The sequence below is a fragment of the Sphingobacterium lumbrici genome (genome assembly GCF_006476045.1).
Taxonomy (GTDB): domain Bacteria; phylum Bacteroidota; class Bacteroidia; order Sphingobacteriales; family Sphingobacteriaceae; genus Sphingobacterium; species Sphingobacterium lumbrici.
Genome location: NZ_SRZY01000030.1, coordinates 1 through 18374, shown reverse-complemented (window position 1 = coordinate 18374; position 18374 = coordinate 1). Strand labels below are relative to the sequence as shown.

At 37.0% G+C, this 18374-nt stretch carries 16 protein-coding genes and 1 tRNA gene; 9 read left to right on the top strand and 8 right to left on the bottom strand.

Annotation, left to right across the window (positions count from 1 at the left end):
* Nucleotides 1–12 precede the first annotated feature (12 nt).
* The gene (locus E4F24_RS11940) at nucleotides 13–1752 is read right to left on the bottom strand and encodes a M61 family metallopeptidase (RefSeq protein ID WP_140939080.1); all 1740 of its coding nucleotides are present in this window, start codon (nucleotides 1750–1752) and stop codon (nucleotides 13–15) included.
* A gap of 214 nt (nucleotides 1753–1966) precedes the next feature.
* Between E4F24_RS11940 and E4F24_RS11935 the strand changes: the two genes are divergently transcribed.
* The gene (locus E4F24_RS11935) at nucleotides 1967–2830 is read left to right on the top strand and encodes an N-acetylglucosamine kinase (protein ID WP_140939077.1); all 864 of its coding nucleotides are present in this window, start codon (nucleotides 1967–1969) and stop codon (nucleotides 2828–2830) included.
* Between the two features lie 17 nt (nucleotides 2831–2847).
* A complete protein-coding gene (locus tag E4F24_RS11930) occupies nucleotides 2848–3360 on the top strand; it encodes a glutathione peroxidase (RefSeq protein WP_140939075.1) in 513 nt (170 codons plus the stop codon).
* A 12-nt stretch (nucleotides 3361–3372) separates the two neighbouring features.
* Here the strand turns inward: E4F24_RS11930 and E4F24_RS11925 are convergent, their stop codons facing one another.
* Entirely contained in the window at nucleotides 3373–3975 is a 603-nt protein-coding gene (locus E4F24_RS11925; protein WP_235891216.1) for a thymidine kinase, read from the bottom strand.
* A 176-nt stretch (nucleotides 3976–4151) separates the two neighbouring features.
* Here E4F24_RS11925 and E4F24_RS11920 point away from each other — a divergent pair, with 176 nt between their 5' ends.
* Complete coding sequence (locus E4F24_RS11920; RefSeq protein WP_140939073.1) at nucleotides 4152–4994, top strand: hypothetical protein; 843 nt, start codon at nucleotides 4152–4154, stop codon at nucleotides 4992–4994.
* A 37-nt stretch (nucleotides 4995–5031) separates the two neighbouring features.
* Here the strand turns inward: E4F24_RS11920 and E4F24_RS11915 are convergent, their stop codons facing one another.
* Nucleotides 5032–5520, bottom strand: a complete 489-nt coding sequence (locus E4F24_RS11915) for a hypothetical protein (RefSeq protein WP_140939071.1) — start codon at nucleotides 5518–5520, stop codon at nucleotides 5032–5034.
* Between the two features lie 104 nt (nucleotides 5521–5624).
* Here E4F24_RS11915 and E4F24_RS11910 point away from each other — a divergent pair, with 104 nt between their 5' ends.
* Both E4F24_RS11910 and E4F24_RS11905 read left to right on the top strand, forming a co-directional pair.
* Nucleotides 5625–5933 (top strand): YbaB/EbfC family nucleoid-associated protein, encoded by a 309-nt coding sequence (locus E4F24_RS11910; protein ID WP_140939068.1) that lies wholly within the window; start codon nucleotides 5625–5627, stop codon nucleotides 5931–5933.
* Nucleotides 5934–5969: 36 nt separating this feature from the next.
* Nucleotides 5970–6665 carry a metal-dependent hydrolase gene (locus E4F24_RS11905; protein ID WP_235891215.1) on the top strand — a complete coding sequence of 232 codons (696 nt, stop codon included), beginning with the start codon at nucleotides 5970–5972 and terminating at the stop codon, nucleotides 6663–6665.
* A gap of 58 nt (nucleotides 6666–6723) precedes the next feature.
* Here E4F24_RS11905 and E4F24_RS11900 read toward each other — a convergent pair whose 3' ends face one another.
* Together E4F24_RS11900 and E4F24_RS11895 are read right to left on the bottom strand one after the other, a co-directional pair.
* A complete protein-coding gene (locus E4F24_RS11900) occupies nucleotides 6724–7584 on the bottom strand; it encodes an N-acetylglucosamine kinase (RefSeq protein ID WP_140939066.1) in 861 nt (286 codons plus the stop codon).
* Between the two features lie 200 nt (nucleotides 7585–7784).
* Nucleotides 7785–9512 carry an MFS transporter gene (locus E4F24_RS11895; RefSeq protein ID WP_140939064.1) on the bottom strand — a complete coding sequence of 576 codons (1728 nt, stop codon included), beginning with the start codon at nucleotides 9510–9512 and terminating at the stop codon, nucleotides 7785–7787.
* A gap of 317 nt (nucleotides 9513–9829) precedes the next feature.
* Between E4F24_RS11895 and rho the strand changes: the two genes are divergently transcribed.
* A complete protein-coding gene (gene rho / locus E4F24_RS11890; protein ID WP_140939062.1) occupies nucleotides 9830–11329 on the top strand; it encodes a transcription termination factor Rho in 1500 nt (499 codons plus the stop codon).
* 161 nt (nucleotides 11330–11490) lie between these two features.
* Nucleotides 11491–12162: a CDP-diacylglycerol--serine O-phosphatidyltransferase gene (gene pssA, locus E4F24_RS11885; protein ID WP_140939060.1), complete on the top strand. Its 672-nt coding sequence runs from the start codon at nucleotides 11491–11493 to the stop codon at nucleotides 12160–12162.
* Nucleotides 12163–12244: 82 nt separating this feature from the next.
* Here pssA and E4F24_RS11880 read toward each other — a convergent pair whose 3' ends face one another.
* Both E4F24_RS11880 and E4F24_RS11875 read right to left on the bottom strand, forming a co-directional pair.
* On the bottom strand, nucleotides 12245–12667 hold the full coding sequence (locus E4F24_RS11880; RefSeq protein WP_140939058.1) for a hypothetical protein: 423 nt from the start codon (nucleotides 12665–12667) through the stop codon (nucleotides 12245–12247).
* A gap of 155 nt (nucleotides 12668–12822) precedes the next feature.
* A complete protein-coding gene (locus tag E4F24_RS11875) occupies nucleotides 12823–15639 on the bottom strand; it encodes a hypothetical protein (protein ID WP_140939056.1) in 2817 nt (938 codons plus the stop codon).
* Between the two features lie 637 nt (nucleotides 15640–16276).
* Between E4F24_RS11875 and mgtE the strand changes: the two genes are divergently transcribed.
* Both mgtE and E4F24_RS11865 read left to right on the top strand, forming a co-directional pair.
* On the top strand, nucleotides 16277–17656 hold the full coding sequence (gene mgtE, locus E4F24_RS11870) for a magnesium transporter (RefSeq protein ID WP_140939054.1): 1380 nt from the start codon (nucleotides 16277–16279) through the stop codon (nucleotides 17654–17656).
* Between the two features lie 126 nt (nucleotides 17657–17782).
* Nucleotides 17783–17856, top strand: a tRNA-Asn gene (locus tag E4F24_RS11865).
* A gap of 153 nt (nucleotides 17857–18009) precedes the next feature.
* Here E4F24_RS11865 and E4F24_RS11860 read toward each other — a convergent pair.
* Nucleotides 18010–18374: transposase (locus E4F24_RS11860; RefSeq protein ID WP_140939052.1), on the bottom strand; the 365-nt coding region annotated here is incomplete at its 5' end.

The following is an 18374-nucleotide window of genomic DNA, read 5'->3' as shown; positions in this document are numbered from 1 at the left end:
CACCCTTTATTGTTAATCTAAAGAAAGCCATATATTTCCCAATCTTCTCTCATCTACAGTAGCGGTTTCCTTGCGTTGAATGATGAAAGTTTTTTTATTGGAATACTGGAGTTGTATGTCCAGATTTTTGATTAACCCATCACGTGCAACGATCATATTTATACGATCACCTTCTTTGGAATTCGTTAAAATGTAATCGATTATGCGACCGGTCGGATCTACTCGGTAACCATTAATAGCAAGAATTTCGTCGTCCACATTGATTCCTCCTTTCCAAGCACCTGAGTCACGATCTACATTTTTAACAACTATCCGTGAGTCGTTATTCACTGTTTTTATACCCATTGAAAGAGGTTGTACATCGGCATTAAGATCAATAATTTCGTAGCCCACCTTGTTGAAATACAGATTGTAATCTAGTTCTTCCAAGGTGTGTGCAGCATGGAATATTTCGGACACGTCTATATTGGTAACCTGCTGTACGAGTTCCATGAGTTCGTATTCTTCAAATCCACGGTTTTCGATCAGATAAAATTTCTGATAAGCCCTTTTGAGTACATCGTCTAGCCGTTGTTGACCACGAGTCTCTGCGAGTATTTTTAAATCTATGGCAGCGGCAAGCATCGCCCCTTTATTGTAATAGGAAATACTGGTGTTGTGTGAATTTTCATCTGGCCTATATTGTTTTATCCATGTGTCATGACTGGCTAATGCCGCACTTTGTACTTCATGTCCCGGTCTGTTGTATACGGTATTGAAATCCAATGCAAGCATCTGAAGGTATTCTTTTTCGTCATAAAAAGAACATCTCCTGATGATCAGATTGTCGTAATATGATGTAAACCCTTCCATGATCCAAAGCCCGGTTGTGTAGTTTTCTGCGTCATAGTTAAAGGGTCCTAATGCTTGCGGTCTTAGTCTCTTTACATTCCAGAGGTGAAAATATTCATGTGCGATCAGGCTTAGATAGCTTTTGTAGGTAGACTCTTGACTATAACCAAATCTTGAAGTGGCAAGTACGGTCGAATTGAGATGTTCTAACCCTCCAGTGCTACTTTGGTAATTGTGAGTAATAAAGAGATAGTATGCATTGGGATTGGATCCCCAGATCCGATTTTCTTCGGCTACAATGGTTTTTATATCTTGAGTAAGTTTATGTTTGTCGTAAGCTCCTTCACCTACCATAGCACATTCATGCAATGTTCCTTCGATATCAAATGACCAGGTATCTTGGTTGCCAATTTCAATAGGTGAGTCGAATAAAATGTCAAAATTCGGTGCTGTATAGGTATTCACTAAATCGACAGATTTTTCCAATCCGGTGGATATTTTTGACCAATAATCAGGCATTTCAATGTGAACATGTACAGGATAGTCCAGGCAACCGTCTACATACATAAATGTTCCCACTGGACTCAGAAAAGCATGGGAGTCATCTATGAAATTTGTACGTACCGAATTTTCAAAACCATATATGCTATACCGAATTCGGATGTCACTATTGTCCGAATATATGCGCCACGTGTTTTTAGAGATCTTTTCATGTGGAATCAACTCTTCGGAAGAACGATATGCCTGGAACCGTTCTACATTTTTGGCATATTCACGTATTAGATAAGATCCTGGTGCCCATACAGGCATTTTTACATCTATAAAAGGTTTCTGTAGTCCCTCAATTTGCATGGTTATTTCCGCATAATGAGCTTGAGGTTCGACAAAGGATATCTGGAAAAATATGGATGGTAAAGACATGATAAGAAAAAAGCTATTGCGTGAATGACGTTAATTGACAAAATTAACTTTAAAGTAGCCTACTTCAAAATAAATATTTACGGGATTCAGGAGAGAGGTTGTTGCATATAAAAGTAAATTACTCATAAATTATTTTTTTTATCAAGTATTCGTGAATGCAAAGCATTTTATCTAAGTTTGAGGTACGTGTAGATACCTAAAAAATAGTATAACTATGATATTAGTGGCTGATAGTGGTTCGTCAAGCTCAGATTGGATGTTGAATGTTCCGGATAGCAAACCTTTGCAGTTTAGAACTAAAGGTTTGAATCCCTTCTTTATGAATGAAAAAGATATTGAAAAAGTGATAAAAGAAGTTCCTGAAATTATTCCTTATATCGATGAAATACGAGAAGTATATTTTTTTGGTGCAGGTTGTGTCACACCCGATCGGCGGGAAATTGTTTCGAATGCACTTACAAATTTATTTCCACATGCTTTTATAGCTGTAGAGAGTGATTTATTGGGGTCTGCATACGCTACTTGTGGGCATCAGAAGGGTTATGTCTCTACTGTAGGGACCGGATCAGATATTAGTTTTTTTGACGGCGAAAATCTATCACCAAGTCATCATGGTAATGGATATGTACTCGGAGACGAAGGTTCAGGGGCATGGTTTGGAAAGCAGTTGATAACAAGTTATCTATATGAAAAAATGCCCCGTGATTTAGCGAAGATATTTGGCGAAAAATACAGATTGACCAAAGAAATTGTTATTAAAAATATATACCAAAAGGAACGCGCTAATTCATATTTAGCATCGTTTGCTGAGTTTATGAATGAAAATAGGCTGCATCCCTTTATCGATAACTTGTTGAGAAACGGATTTGACGAATATGTGCGGACGCATATAATGAGCTATCCCAATTATTGGGAATACGAATGTAACTTTGTGGGAAGGATAGCCTACTATTTTGATATGCACCTGCGCGAAGTATGTGAAGTACATGGTGTAAGGGTTGGTAAAATTTTGAAATCACCAATAGAAGAACTGTATGAATTTGTAATTCAACGTGAAATGAATTACCAGCAGCTGTAATATAAAAAGAAAAAATTATGCTTATCATGTCTTTAATCGTAATGTTGAATATGGTTCTTCCACCAACATCTATTTATGATTTCTCCTTTACCGCTATGGATGGAGAAAAAGTAAGTCTGTCAGATTTCAAGGGGAAGAAAATTTTGATAGTGAATACCGCTTCAAAATGTGGCTTTACCAAGCAATACAAAGAATTGCAGGAATTGCATACCCTTTACGGTGATAAGGTTGTCATCATTGGTTTTCCGGCAAACAATTTTGGAAATCAAGAGGCGGGCACTAATGCTGAGATCCAATCGTTTTGTGAGAAAAATTTCGGTGTTACATTTCTTCTTTCTGAGAAAGTAGAGGTGAAGGGCGATAATATAGATCCGTTATTCAGGTATTTGAATACACAAGCTAATCCCGATTTTACAGGTGATATAAAATGGAACTTTGAGAAATATTTAATCGATGAAAAGGGTACATTGGTACACAGGTATCGCTCAGCAGTGACTCCACTTGACAAAAGCATTGTTAGCAAATTGTAAGAGAGTACTCTATTAAATAGATTCGACTAATTTATAGTAACAATATCTACATCTCGGTTCATAGCTTTCTTTTTCGCCCAGTAAAACGATATCTTTATTATCGTTAAAACGATACGAATAATTTGCGGGTGCTCCACATTGCATGCACACGGCATGAACTTTCACAATATGTTCGGCTATAGCTAGGAGATTCGGCATTGGACCAAAGGGTCTTCCCTGATAATCCATGTCTAGCCCGGCAACAATTACACGAATACCCTTATTTGCCAATTGAATACAAACATTAGGCAATTCGTCGTCGAAAAATTGAGCTTCGTCTATTCCAACTACCTTTATATCGTTGCTTAGTAGTAATAGCGCAGACGAATGGCTGATAGGAGTAGAGGGGACGCTATTGCTGTCGTGAGATACGACTTCTTTATCCGCATAGCGGATATCCATAGAAGGTTTGAAAATCTCTACTTTGAGTTTCGCAAATTGTGACCTTCTCATCCGACGTATTAATTCTTCTGTTTTCCCCGAAAACATAGAGCCACAAATGACCTCAATACTCCCGGCCTGTCTATTTTCATTGTTGAAATTGTGTTCCGAAAAAAGCATAATTTGAATGTACATCAGAAACTGTTAAGTTTCTATAAAACCTGCGATACTTCTGCACGAATATCGAAATTATATATTATTTTTGAGGTATGAGTGTGAGAGATATTTTTGAACTGCATCATAATAAAGAGATTTGATGTGTCATATTTCTTAAACAAATTTAATGATTACTATAAATTTTAATATATCTAATGGCAAAGTCTAAATCACAATTGTTAGCGATAATCGATACTTTATTAGCAGAAATACATGCACAATATGCCGATATAAAAGCAGAAGAGAATACCGATGCGGTAGAATTGGTTTTGCTTGCCGGTAAAATAGATTATCTGTCTGTCCATATAGACGCTTTAAGAAATTTGGCAACCTTAGACTTTTCTGATCCTGTTTTTACACCTCCATCTGTATTGGGACAAAAAGAATTAGATACACAAAAAATAAAGGAAGAGATTGTAGAAGTTAGTACCGTTAATGAAATCTCGGTACAAGCCGAAGTCGTTCAGAGCGATGTTGAAGAAACAGTGATAGCAGAAATCACCGAAGTTCCAAAACAAGAGCAGCCTATCATCCAGCAACAAACAATCGAGCAGCCTGTATCTCATGTACAAGCCGAAGTGGTTAAAAAAACGGTCGAAGACCCGATTGTCAATCATGTGGTAGTGGAGGAGAAGTCGGTGAGGTTTGAAGAAGCTGTGAAACCGTCCCGTCCGCTTACACTAAATGAGATGATTCAACAACAAAAACAAACCGGAACGAATTTTACACAACAATTTCAGACTTCTACATCAAGTGATCGCATCTTAGATTTGAAATCTGCCATAAGTTTAAATGATAAACTGTTGTTTATAAAAGACCTGTTCAATGGCTACAGCTTGGCTTACAGTGAAGCAGTAGAGCTGTTAAATCGTTTTGATAATTTTGCCGAGGCGGATGCTTTTTTACAATCTAATTACGCATTGAAGAACGGCTGGTCTGAAAAGCCGCAAACTGTTGATAAATTATATGTCATTCTTCGGAAGAAATTCTTAAACTAAACAATAAGGGCTTGAAAATTTTTCAAGCCCTTATTGTTTAGTTTGTTTCAAACTTAACCCAGTCGACCCCATCTCTTCCGTAGAAGAAATATTTTGGCTGTAATATCTCGGCTAAAATCTCGGTATCGGCGAGGTAGTCTATATCTTCTTTATCGAATTCGATGCGATGGATGATATAAATTTCATTATTTGTGAACGCTTTCGAATGTATAATCGTGGGTTGATTAAGAAGTAATGGAAGCGTACTATAAAGAGATTCGTCTTGTTGTATAATAATGATTTTATCGGGATTAGCATCTAGACTATCCATCAAGTTGCCGCCAGCGATTTTCACTTTTTCAGCTATGGCAGTAGATGTATACGGCTCAAAATCTTCCTGTTGATTCAATAAAATCACATTAGAATAACTTTCTGCAGGAAGGAATTTTAACTTATGTACAATAATGTCAATTTCTTCTTCCAAACGCGCTGCTTCTTCCGGGTTAACCGATTTTAATTCCTCGATCAGTTCTTCGTATTTTGCCATGTTGCAAAGGTAACTAGGTCTTTTGTATTAACCTAATACAAATCCGAATTTTGAGCTACAATACTGATTTCGTAACTTGCCTTAAATATTAATACATAAAAACTATGTTCGATAAATTATTTCAAGCTCAACAAAAAGCAGAAGAAATCAAAGCTAGATTGAATAATATTTCTGTATCGGGAGAGGCAGAAGGTGGAAAAGTGCGTGTCGTTGCTACCGCTAATAAGGAGATTAAAGAGATAGTCATCAGTGAGGAAATATTTCAGGATGGAGATAAGGAACAAATAGAGGAATTACTAATTGTGGCATTGAATAAAGCATTGACGCAAGCGGAGAATGTAAGTCAAACAGAAATGCAGGCTGCTACACAGGATATGTTTGGGGGATTGGGTAATTTGTTTAACAAGGGCTAGCAGCAAATTTTTTATACTTACTAAATTTATAATCAGATGGCAGATCAGATTTCGGTAACATATTATGGACAATCTTGTGTAGAATTTAATTTTAATGGGGTTAAGGTGCTTTTAGACCCCTTTATTACCCATAATCCTCTGGCAAAAGGTATTGATGTTAGTTCTATACAGCCGGATTACATTTTTTTGTCGCACGGACATCAAGACCATGTAGCTGACGTGGAACTGATTCAGAAGAATAGCAATGCGACTGTTGTGGCTATTGTTGAAACTGCAGAATGGGTGAGAAAGCAAGGCATCGTCCCTGAAAAAGTCATTGAATTTAATTTCGGCGGAACATTAGCGTTGCCATTTGGGAAGGTAAAAATGGTGTATGCGCTCCATACCAATTCCACTCCGGATGGAAATTATGGTGGACTTCCGTGTGGTTATGTCTTCTTTGTAGGGGAAAGAAGAATTTATTTCGCAGGCGATACTGGCTTGACACTGGAGATGAAATTATTAGATGATTTAGATTTGGATTGGGCTTTTTTACCAATAGGAGGCTATTATACAATGGATATGTTCGATGCGATAAAGGCAGCCGGATTTATAAATTGTAATAACATTGTTGGTATACATTATGATACTTTTCCTCCCATTGTTATTAATAAAACGGCAGCAACCGCATTATTTCATGAATCAGGGTTGAGATTAGAACTTCCTTCTATAGGAGAAACGGTCATCTTATAAGAAAATAAGAATTTGGATATAAACAAAAAGCCACATTTTTTAAATGTGGCTTTTTGTTTTAGCTCTTCTCAACAGCTCTTTCAATGTGAAATTTGACCAAATCGTCTATCGGAGAACGGATAATTTTTCCGACTTTCATTCCATATTGAGTCGCTTTATATTCCAGTACGTTGCGGAAATTGTAAGCAACAGATCCAATACAGTTGAAAGTATATTCCTGATAATTTGGATATTTACTTACCAAATTCGCAAAGAAAGCTTCGAATGCATCATCTACAATTTTACGTGTATATTCAATGTTTACATTATTGTCGTACACAAATTTACTGAAACTTGCACAGAAGCGATTTGCTAATGGTTTTGTATATACATTATCAATGATTTCATCAGGAGTAAGCTGATAGGTCTCGAAGAAGACTCTCGAAACATCTTTTGGCATTATATCGCGGACAAAATCTGTTAATAATTTCTTTCCAATATAACAACCACTTCCTTCATCACCTAATATATACGCAGCTGAATTAATATTGAACGTGATTTCGTTGCCATCATAAATACATGTATTCGTGCCTGTACCCAAAATAGCCGCAAAACCTGCTTCATCACCTAGTAATGCACGTGCTGCAGCAAGAAGGTCATGTCCAATCTCAACTTTTGCATTCGGGAATAACGCTTCAATCGCAGTTGCTACGATTTTGGCTTTTTCATCATTATGAACTCCCGCTCCGTAATAATTTACTTCTTTTACCTTGTCAAGAGGCAAATCATTCGGAAGACCTTTTTTCAAAGAGTTAAGAATGTATTCGCTATCTACAAAGTAAGGATTGTACCCTTCTGTGTTAAAATAAATCTTTTTTTGATTATCATCTAATAGGCACCAATTGGTCTTGGTAGATCCGCCATCTGCAATAATTATCATTGTTGTTTGTTTAAAATTTTTTCAGTATTCAATGTTTATATGCTTTCCGAAGATACATTTTTCTAAACAAAAAACAGCACACAACTTTAATTTAATTTTAACACAGGAATCCGTTAGGAATAAAAAACGGCTTCCAAATATGTTTGGAAGCCGTTTTTTGTATCAAAATTCTTAGTGTATTTTGTACAATTAGTAATTGATTAATGACTAGCTGAGGCCTGGATATTATCCGTATCTATATTTTGCTTCTTCAAGAAGTTTCTTGCTAAGAAAGCAAATAATATAATATAAATAAATCCTAATAACGGTAATACGTACGAATTATGGATACCAATAATGTCTGCCAGCTTTCCTTGTATAGGAGGGATGATACCACCACCTAAGATCATCATTACCAAAAAAGCCGATCCCTGTTCCGTATATTTCCCGATCCCTAAAATGGAAAGGCTAAATATAGATCCCCACATGATAGAGCAGGCTAAACCACCCGTTAAGAACGCATATATCGCTGTAGTTCCAACCGAGAATAACCCGATCAGCATGGATAACAGGCCTAACGTGCCAAAAATAATTAACGTACGAACGGGTTTCTCTTTACTTAGAAAAAATGCAATAATTTGAACAGCTACACAAGCAAGGAAGAAATAGAGGTGCGACATATCGAATCCTGCCACGGTGTTAACACCGATTATTAATGCAAAAGCAAGAAGAGGAACGACAACCAGCAGTATTTGTTTGGTTGATCTGGAAAATTCAAACGCGCTAATAGCACCTGCCCACCGACCGATCATCATACCACCCCAATACATCGAAATATAGGGCGTGATTTCGGAAGATTGTAGGTTTCCAAATTCTTCCAGTTTTAAAAGTTCACCCAAGTTACTGCCAATAGCTACTTCTACACCTACATAGATAAATAAGGCTAACATACCCAAAACCAATTGTGGGTATTTCATAGCACCCCAGCCTTGCGGTTTTTTAGATGCCTTGTTGTAGGCAAATATTAAACACCCCACAACGACGACTAAAGCACCTAATAACCAGGACATGCGTTGGAGTTCGAGGGGATGACTTAAGTCTGTAATTTGATGCTGTAGTTGCGTGACCGTATTTGCATCGGTCGTGCCCGCTAATTGTGCGCTTAAAGCTTCAAGCTGTAGAGCTGTATCACTTTTGTAACTTAAGAATACCGGAACAAACATCAGTAACAACAGGATGGTCATAATGATCAGCATATTTTTTGCTTTATTGGCTGATTCCATTGGCTCGTTGTTCATTCCGGCAGGAACTTTTTTCGAAAAATGGAATAAAGCCGCAGCCAATATAAAGAGCAATCCGACTCCGATATAAAGATATATTACTTTGTTAAGTGGTAAATTAGCAATTTCCGTATCCGAGATAGTTTCGAATGTGCCAAATAAAGCAAAACCAATAACAAGGGGCCCTATTGTCGTACCGAATGAATTAACCGCACCGCCTAAGTTTACACGGGATGCACCTGTGCGGGGGTCTCCCAATAGAACAGCGAAAGGATTCGCTGCGGTTTGCTGTAAAGAAAAGCCTAGCGCGACTATGAATAGCCCTATAAGCATGCCAATATACAAATTGACTTCTACTGCAATGATCATCGCGCCGGCACCTAATGCAGAAAAAAGAAGACCATAAACAATACTTTTTTTATAGCCCCATTTGCCAACAATATCTTTTCCTGAAAATGTACTGAAGATGAAAAGGAGTAATGCGCCTATATAATAAGCTGTGTAGAAAGCAAAATCTATCAATTGCGATTGAAATTGATCTAAATGGAAGTAGTTTTTACAAAATGGGATAAATATACTATTGCCGGCTGCAATGAATCCCCAAAAAAAGAATACAACAATTAAGGTGTATAAAGCAGGATAATTGGTTTCTTTCAGTTTATCATTCATATTTCGTGGTTTTATCGGGGGATAAACTTACGAACTTAATTTTGAGAATTAAAATAGTTTTTCTTAATTCATTTTATTGCTAAATCAATTTATTAACAGGTAAGCCATTAATATGTCCTGTTTTGGAAAACTTTTTTTATTTTTTTTTTGTTTTTACAATAGTTATGTTTTTCTTTGTGCATTCTCAAATTTGTTCTAGTTCAGAAATAAGAAACTACTTGTTTTTCGTTTTGAATAAAAAAGCTTAGAAAAAAGATATCTGAGTTTGCCTAGAATGAGTTTCAAAAAATAAAATCCAAAACTCATAAATATCATTAATGGATATCACCGAATTGAATTCTAAACTCGTGTCAGAATTACGCGAGATAGCTAAGGTCTTGGGAGTCGCAGATGCTGATAAGCTTCGTAAACAAGAACTTATCGACAAGATCTCAGATATAGCAAAACAACCAGTTGAGGAAAAAAGTGCAATAGCTGAACCTGTTCTTGTGGAAGAGGAATCAGAAGATAGACCTAGACGTAGAACAAGAACTTTAAAGACCGATCCTGTTCCGGTAACCAAGCGTATAAAAGCAGATACTGACAACGAGCCTATCTTATTCCCTACAGATAGTTCTAAAGCTGAAGAACAATATACCCCTGTATCATCAACTACAGTAGAAATAAAAAGAACAGAAATTTCTTCTGCTTCAAGCGCTGATTTCGATAATGTTATCGTGAATGAAGGTGTATTGGAAATTATGCCTGATGGTTATGGTTTTTTACGTTCATCAGATTATAATTATTTGACTTCTCCGGATGATATTTATGTGTCTCAATCGCAGATTAAACTTTTTGGACTAAAAACAGGAGATAATGTAAGAGGTAGTATTCGTCCTCCTAAGGAGGGGGAAAAATATTTTCCGTTAGTACGTATCGAATCTATCAACGGACAAAATCCTGCAGAAGTAAGGGATCGTGTTCCTTTCGACTTCTTGACACCATTATTTCCGGATGAAAAGTTGAATTTGGACTTAGGATCAAACAACTATTCTACACGTATCATGGATTTGTTTACACCCATTGGTAAAGGCCAGCGTGGATTGATCGTTGCACAGCCAAAAACGGGGAAAACTAATTTATTGAAGGAAGTAGCTAATGCCATCGCAAAGAACCACCCTGAAGTTTATTTGATTATTCTTTTAATTGATGAGCGTCCGGAAGAGGTGACAGATATGGCACGTAATGTACGTGCTGAAGTAGTTTCTTCAACATTTGATGAACCTGCTGAAAGACATGTCAAAATTGCAAATATCGTTTTAGAAAAAGCGAAACGCATGGTAGAATGCGGACATGATGTAGTTGTTTTATTGGATTCTATCACCCGCTTGGCTCGTGCTTACAATACGGTCGCTCCGGCATCTGGTAAGATCTTATCTGGTGGTGTGGACGCAAATGCATTACATAAGCCAAAACGTTTCTTCGGCGCGGCACGTAATATCGAAAATGGCGGTTCGTTAACTATTTTGGCAACGGCATTGACGGAAACAGGCTCTAAGATGGATGATGTAATCTTTGAAGAGTTCAAAGGAACAGGTAACATGGAATTGCAATTGGATCGTAAATTATCTAACAAGCGTATATTCCCTGCTATCGATCTGACTGCTTCAAGCACGCGTCGTGATGATCTATTAATGGATAGAGATGCTTTACAAAGACTTTGGGTGCTTAGAAACCATTTATCAGATATGAATTCTACTGAAGCAATGGAGTTTTTGTTACAACAAATGCGTGGAACAAGATCCAATGAAGAGTTTTTAATAAGTATGAATGGATAATCCCTGAATTATTAATATTTTTCCTCTATAAATGAGTTTTTAAAGGCGGAGGAGAGACCGAAAATTTGCCTTTATATTCAATGCGATTATAATTGCATATAAAGGCAAATTTATCTAAGTTTAAGCCATCTAATTTTAGATGGCTTTTTTATTTGCAGTTGATGAAGAAATATATACCGAATACCATTACATGTTTGAATTTATTTAGCGGATGTATTGGGATCCTGTTTGTTTTGAACGGAGATTTTGTAGCAGCTTTCTATTGCGTGTTGGCTTCCGGTATTTTTGACTTCTTTGATGGTATGGTTGCTAGATTACTACATGTGAAATCGTTGATAGGTAAAGAGCTGGATTCGTTAGCTGATGTAATAAGTTTTGGATTTCTTCCCGGATCCGTCATGTTTAAATTATTGGAAAATGTGACAACAAATGAATATATCCCATTTTTAGGTTTTATTGTTACCATTTTTTCGGCATTACGTTTAGCAAAATTTAATATAGACGCACGTCAGAGTTCTGATTTTATAGGTGTAAATACACCGATGAATACATTTTTTATTATTTCGCTGCCCTTTGTCGGGGTACAATACCCATCTATATTGCAAAATATATACGTGCTGTTGACCATTGTATTGGTATGTAGTTATTTGCTTGTTTGCGAATTGAGGTTATTTTCGATGAAGCTTTCTTCCCTAGGATGGATGGAGAATAAATTCAAATACCTCTTCCTTATAGTGTCCTTTATACTGGTTTTAATAGTCAAAGTATTGGCAGTGCCCATGATATTTGTTCTATATATCATTTTTTCTGTCCTACATTTCGCTAAAAAATAGACGCATAGTAATTGTAATATTCCGGATGTTTTCCCTGGTATACAGATTTTTGATCGGGTCTAATAAAATAAAAGATAATACATCAATCAGCCAGCTGTGGAGATCTTTCTTTTATTATACGTTTTATCCGGTCTACCCAATTTTTAAGTATTGCGGCTAATTCATATTTCTCCTCTCTAGCCAATTGAAGCATGATTAAATTTAGTGTCACGTACATTTGATGGTATTCAGGGAATTGTCCGTACAGATCTCGGAAATCATTCACAATTTCGAGAAGATGGCAATAGATGTCATATTTTATGAAGTGTTCTTGGTGTGAGATCTCTGCATCAATCCATTCGTATTCGCAACTAAAACCTGTTTGAATATGCTTGTCGCAGGCTTTATTATAATTTAGCCGAGATTCAATGAGTTCATTCCGGATGACATTTTTTGTATTTATTAATTCTTCATAAACGGCGGATAATCTTTCTTGTATCTCAGCCTCAGTAGATATAATTGCCATATTATAACTTGTTTTGTTGAGGGATTTACTATTTGCTGTAATTAATATAACGTCTTCACATATTTTTTGTTTTAAAGTTTTCAGAGAAAATGCCCAATTTAAGTCAAGTCTTTCACTATTTCCCAATAACCGCCAAATGTTCTATGAGTATTCCACTAATAACTGTACCCCAAACTAAACGTAGGTACTATTCGGGTTTTTGCCGTGTTGTCGTTAATATATGTCAATCTAGAACCCAGTGTAAATAAGGGGAGAGGATACTTAAAGGCATTGAAGTCAAATGAAATACCTGCACCAACAGTTTTGGGTGACAAATCCGCTTCTGTCAGGTTTTGATAGTCAGCGGAAACAACCCCTCTAATTCTTTTTAAATAGGCTATATTACCGATAGACCAATCCGGATAGGCAATTGGCAGTCTGTAGTCAAATAGCAATGTGTTTTTTACTACCGGAGAGCGAAAATTAGCAAATCCATTTACGAGAGGGATATCATTCAAATATAAATACCTTCCCGAGGATTCCTGCATGGAATAACGTACCTGTAGGCTGTGGTTTAACAGGATTCCCGGAAAGTAGAAATTAGTGCGGAGCGACCAGATGTCTCCATTTAACTCGTTTTCGAATGGAAGGTGACGATAGATAAAACTAACGTTTTGTCCCCAGCGGGGGAGTAGATCCATGGTCGCCCGTAAGCTGTTTTTATTAAAATAGATTTGGTAATTTAATGGAAAGCTGATGACATCGTTGAAGTTGCTTAACGTAGTCAGGCTAAGGTCGTATCTTTTTTGATAAGAAGTTCCCATGTTGACGCCATAACTGTATATTTTATTTCCCCTATATATGCTAAAGGGAAGTTGGATATCTGCTGCAAAATAATGTTCCCGATAATCAAAATTAATAATCGAATCCCGGTTACTGTTACGTGTAGCCTGTCCCAATTGTCCTCTGTTTTTATAAGAAAGAGATATCTTAGGGAAATATCGTTGATAACTTACTTCTGCCGAATAGGTGCTTTTTTCGATTTCGGTATCGTATTCATAGCCAAGTTTTGCTGTGGTGGTATTCAATATGTCATTCGAAATCCAAAATATTCCAGGTTTTAAATTGTCAAAACTTTCGAAATCATTACCACTTAATGTAATGCTATGGAAGTTAAAACTGTGTTTTGTGACATTGTAATGCTGAATAGGGTAATCCTTGACAGGGGATAGTAAATCGTATGAAGCCTCATTTTGGCTGGGATATAGCGTATGTGCAATCGAAGGGATGGTCCTCTTTTCAGTATCATTTACCAACAACTTCTTCTTTACTTTATAACCGTTGGTGGTATACGTGTTGTAATACAAGGTGTCTTTGTCTACAGAAGGATTAAACGCCCCAAATTGACTATCTGTCAATGATGAAATACTGTTGTTCTCAAATACATAAATGTCATCCTTATCGTTAAAGTTGGCTTTAAAAACGATACGTTCTCCAGCATATACAGGTCTTTCCAATTGAAAATTAGACCAGTCGAGCAGGTATTTTAGTTCTTTATTCTTTCTGTTTATCTCAATAAGGTTAGTGCCTTTCTCATTCACCGCTATCGCGATAAGCTTGTCGCCAGCTCTGTTAAAGTGTGGCTGCTGAATGTGGGTGCCCGCTGGCATGGGAATCGAGTCAAGTTTGTTGCCGTTATTAATATCCAGAAAAATAACTTGAGCACGGTTTGCTAAACTTACTTCTATAACGGCTATTTCACTCAAATCTGTTGAAAGCACGGGAGAATAATAGCGTGTCTTGTGGGTAAGACTGCGTATTTTTCCTGTGTTGATATCATATATATTAATGATGTTATACGTCTGTTTTTCAAATCTCGGATCCTTTCGGTATTCATCCCATACCATGAGATGGCCTTGCAAATGAAAGTAAGGTGTTAATTGTTGACCGATCTGCACGACTTTTTTATAGCGTTGTTTCGTATCATCGCTTTCTAAACGGACGATTCTCGGTGTAAACTGTCGACTATGTTGAAGTGCGTATACGGTGTTATTTGCCATTTGAGGAAGAAGGTAATCCGTAGGGAATCGATCCACTATTTCAATTGAACTTCGCGAATTTATACCGGTTAGGTTCTCCCACTTTTTAGTGAGATCTTGCATTGTGGATTTAAAAAGTTGATTACTCTTTTGCGCTGAATACTTTTTTAAACTATGCTCAAAGTTGAAAGGTCGAACTAATTTTCCATTCATTTCATCCAAAATTTTGCCATGGATTTCGGGGTCCTTTTCATAGAGGTAGCTGTTCATAAAATACCCGATGGTATAGTAACTCGGAACAAGATCCTTGAAAGAACCGTGGACATATTTGTTAAAATCGAATGATAGATCAGACTGGATGTTCGCGCGGATAGGCATGTTCCATGAAGCCAATCTTCCTCGTCCGCCAGTTGAAAAAAGAGTCTCTTGAAGCACGGCATCACCTTCAAAAAACCAAGCAGGAAGATTAAGCCCGAAGAGAGCCAGAGCAAATTGTTCAAAAAATGGTTTCTTTAAATTTCCTGTCAAATTGTCAAATTGTGCGAAATGTCTACTCTCATGAAGTGCTAAATTCGGGAGCCATTCCTGATTATCCGCAATAGAAGAAGGCGTGCCGTAGAGTTCTGATTTACGAGGCGCTAGTTGAACGAAGCCATTCTGTGCGATATGGTTTTGTTGTAATATAATGCTTATTTTTTTTGAGGGTCGATTCAATTTGGAAGCTGTCTGGTCAATAAATAATTCGAGTCTGTTGGCAAGGGTAGGGGCAGCCGAAGAGAATTCTTCCGGGAAGATAAGCTGAAATTTGTCGGTGTTTATCTGTCTCCATTTAATACGAAAATGGGACTGTGAGCCATCAAATAATTGAGCAAATGCTATTGATAAATTTATTGTTAATATAAATGGTGTTAAAATGCTGATATATATATGTTTGTTTTTGTATATTGAGGTCATCTTGTTGTTTGCTAAAAATATTAGTTAAAATATAATTTTTTATATTTATCTTTAATTTAGTTATTGTATTTTAAGATTTGATTATATGTGTGTTATGGTTAATTATTTATAATTGAATATGTCATATTTTTTTGCGTTAATTTTGATTTTTAAGCGCTTGTTCATGTTGGTAAATTGCAATCACTTACATCAAAACGAATGTACTGTTTTTTTATTAATATTTCTATTTCATGTATAGTCTTTTGTGAGGTGTCCTTATTTTAAAACCTAATAGTTGTGAGACGTTATTAAGTTTTTTTTAGCGCTCGCTATATCTTAAAAATGTGTTAAAGAGCATAACATGAAAAATGGAGAGAGTAGTAGATTGCTTTTTATGCGGAATCTCGGAGTTTTATTTTGGTATCATTTTTCTAAACGTGTACAGAACAAAAAGAAATGTTTAGAACATAGGATATTTGTTCTGACAACATGTCGTTGTTTTGTTTTTTTAATTGAGAGGTGCGTGTGTATATTTTAAAAATACTATTTGTAACTTAGACAAAAAACATTATTTTTTTTCATTAAAATAAACGACTTTTGCAGCATAAAAAAATAATTAACAGACCGATGTAAGATCATATTTTTTAGGAGGGCGTAAATGGAAGAATTGGAAATGCAAGTCGCGCAAGTTGAACAGTTGATTGACGAAAACAATCGGGTTGGACTGGAGGATTTTCTTAATGAGTTGAACATATCTGATGTTGAGGAATTGATCGATGAACTTCCGGAGCACGGTGCTTTATTTCTCGAAACGCTTCATCTAAAAAGGGCTGTCAATGTTTTTAGAATTTTGGACTTTCCGACACAAGAGCGGATATTCAAAAAGCTTTCTGCTTCAAAGATTAGAGAGATAATTAATGAGATGCCTCCCGATGATCGGACGTCATTTTTCGGAGAGCTAAAAGGTGACGTGGTAAAGCGTCTGATCATTATGCTTTCGCCAGAGGAACGCAAAGAAGCCCTCTCTCTCTTGGGATATCCCGAAGACAGCGTTGGTCGTTTGATGACCCCCGATTATATTACTGTTAAAGCACACTGGACTATTTCACGAATACTGGATCATATCCGTAGATATGGTAACGCCTCGGAAACGATTGACGTATTATACGTCATTGATTCGGATGGTAAGCTCATGGATGATATTCGGATAAAAGATATTTTGTTGGCGGAGCTAGATACGATGGTGGGCGACTTGATTGATAATCGTTTAATTTCTTTAAATGCGAATGATCCCCAAGAAGATGCCGTCAATGTGTTCCGTATGAATAATCGGGTTGCACTTCCGGTTATTGATGAGCAAGGGATTATGTTAGGGATTGTGACTATTGATGATATCCTTTGGGTGGCCAACGAAGAGTATACAGAGGATATGCAACGTTTTGGGGGTACAGAGGCGCTGGATGAACCATATCTGGATGTATCTGTACTGCACCTCGTCAAAAAACGCGCAGGTTGGCTTGTTGTTCTTTTTTTAGGACAATTGTTAACAGCGACAGTTATTGAGCATTTTGAAGCGCAATTGATGAGCGCTGTGATACTTTTTGCTTTGATGCCATTGATTATGTCTAGCGGGGGTAACAGTGGCTCTCAGGCGTCGACATTGATTATTCAGGCTATGGCACTAGGAGAAGTATCTCTCGCCGATTGGTGGCGTGTCATGAAAAGAGAGATTTTATCGGGTTTAGCGCTTGGACTCATTTTGGGAACACTAGGCTTTATCAGGATAGCCACTTGGCAGTTTTTTACAGATCATTACGGTGAACATTGGTTTTTGATTGCGTTGGTTGTGAGTTTTTCATTAGTAGGTGTAGTGCTGTGGGGGTCTTTAACGGGTTCTATGCTTCCCTTTATCTTACGGAAGATGGGAGCTGATCCGGCTAGTTCGTCCGCTCCCTTTGTCTCGACACTTGTTGATGTTACCGGATTAATTATTTATTTCACTTTTGCAACCTTACTTTTATCGGGTGTTTTGCTTTAAAAATTATTCTTGTTGGCAATGAATGACTTGTGTAAAAAATGAAAAAAATATTTGGACAAATCCTTTAAACTTCCGATAATTGCATCACCGAAACGGAAATGAGGTCTCGGAAACAAATAGCCAGATTCCTGAATAGCTCAGCTGGTTAGAGCATCTGACTGTTAATCAGAGGGTCGCTGGTTCGAGCCCAGCTTCAGGAGCAATAAATTTATTAAAAGGTCTTTTTTAAAAAAAAGACCTTTTTTTATGCCTATAGGCGTATTTCCGGATCAAGTACAAATTTCCCTGCAGCCACCGCCCCGGCTATAAATGTAAAATTGGGATCAAGCGGAATCTTTGGGGGAAGATAATTTTTAAGCATATAATTTCATTACCCTATAAAGAAAGAATTGAGTATCCCTAACACCCCGGAAGACACTTCTGAATGCTTTCAGTTTGGCATTGAAGGATTCTGCTGAAGCGTTGGTGCTTTTGTTATCGAAGTAATGTAGGATATAGGGATGATGGGCAGCGATAGATCTGGCCACGCTTTCAAAAGGTGCTATCCCTGAGGCTTCTACCTGATTATGCCATAGGCCAAGTTTGGTAAATGCGACTTTCTTGTCTCTGCATTTATTGAAGATATCTCCCAATGCTATGCCCAGATCATACGCTTTTTTTAGAAGAGGAAATCGCTGGAATAAAAGTTCTGCACGGTGCTTTTGGCTTTCTGTCCATC

What these genes read in the sequence shown, in the direction of transcription:
- E4F24_RS11905 (WP_235891215.1), top strand. Translation starts at nt 5,970, where the DNA reads ATGGCAGATCAGATTTCGGTAACATATTATGGACAATCTTGTGTAGAA.
- mgtE (WP_140939054.1), top strand. Translation starts at nt 16,277, where the DNA reads ATGGAAGAATTGGAAATGCAAGTCGCGCAAGTTGAACAGTTGATTGAC.
- pssA (WP_140939060.1), top strand. Translation starts at nt 11,491, where the DNA reads ATGAAGAAATATATACCGAATACCATTACATGTTTGAATTTATTTAGC.
- E4F24_RS11940 (WP_140939080.1), bottom strand. Translation starts at nt 1,752, where the DNA reads ATGTCTTTACCATCCATATTTTTCCAGATATCCTTTGTCGAACCTCAA.
- rho (WP_140939062.1), top strand. Translation starts at nt 9,830, where the DNA reads ATGGATATCACCGAATTGAATTCTAAACTCGTGTCAGAATTACGCGAG.
- E4F24_RS11915 (WP_140939071.1), bottom strand. Translation starts at nt 5,520, where the DNA reads ATGGCAAAATACGAAGAACTGATCGAGGAATTAAAATCGGTTAACCCG.
- E4F24_RS11935 (WP_140939077.1), top strand. Translation starts at nt 1,967, where the DNA reads ATGATATTAGTGGCTGATAGTGGTTCGTCAAGCTCAGATTGGATGTTG.
- E4F24_RS11910 (WP_140939068.1), top strand. Translation starts at nt 5,625, where the DNA reads ATGTTCGATAAATTATTTCAAGCTCAACAAAAAGCAGAAGAAATCAAA.
- E4F24_RS11920 (WP_140939073.1), top strand. Translation starts at nt 4,152, where the DNA reads ATGGCAAAGTCTAAATCACAATTGTTAGCGATAATCGATACTTTATTA.
- E4F24_RS11930 (WP_140939075.1), top strand. Translation starts at nt 2,848, where the DNA reads ATGCTTATCATGTCTTTAATCGTAATGTTGAATATGGTTCTTCCACCA.
- E4F24_RS11925 (WP_235891216.1), bottom strand. Translation starts at nt 3,975, where the DNA reads ATGTACATTCAAATTATGCTTTTTTCGGAACACAATTTCAACAATGAA.
- E4F24_RS11900 (WP_140939066.1), bottom strand. Translation starts at nt 7,584, where the DNA reads ATGATAATTATTGCAGATGGCGGATCTACCAAGACCAATTGGTGCCTA.
- E4F24_RS11875 (WP_140939056.1), bottom strand. Translation starts at nt 15,639, where the DNA reads ATGACCTCAATATACAAAAACAAACATATATATATCAGCATTTTAACA.
- E4F24_RS11880 (WP_140939058.1), bottom strand. Translation starts at nt 12,667, where the DNA reads ATGGCAATTATATCTACTGAGGCTGAGATACAAGAAAGATTATCCGCC.
- E4F24_RS11895 (WP_140939064.1), bottom strand. Translation starts at nt 9,512, where the DNA reads ATGAATGATAAACTGAAAGAAACCAATTATCCTGCTTTATACACCTTA.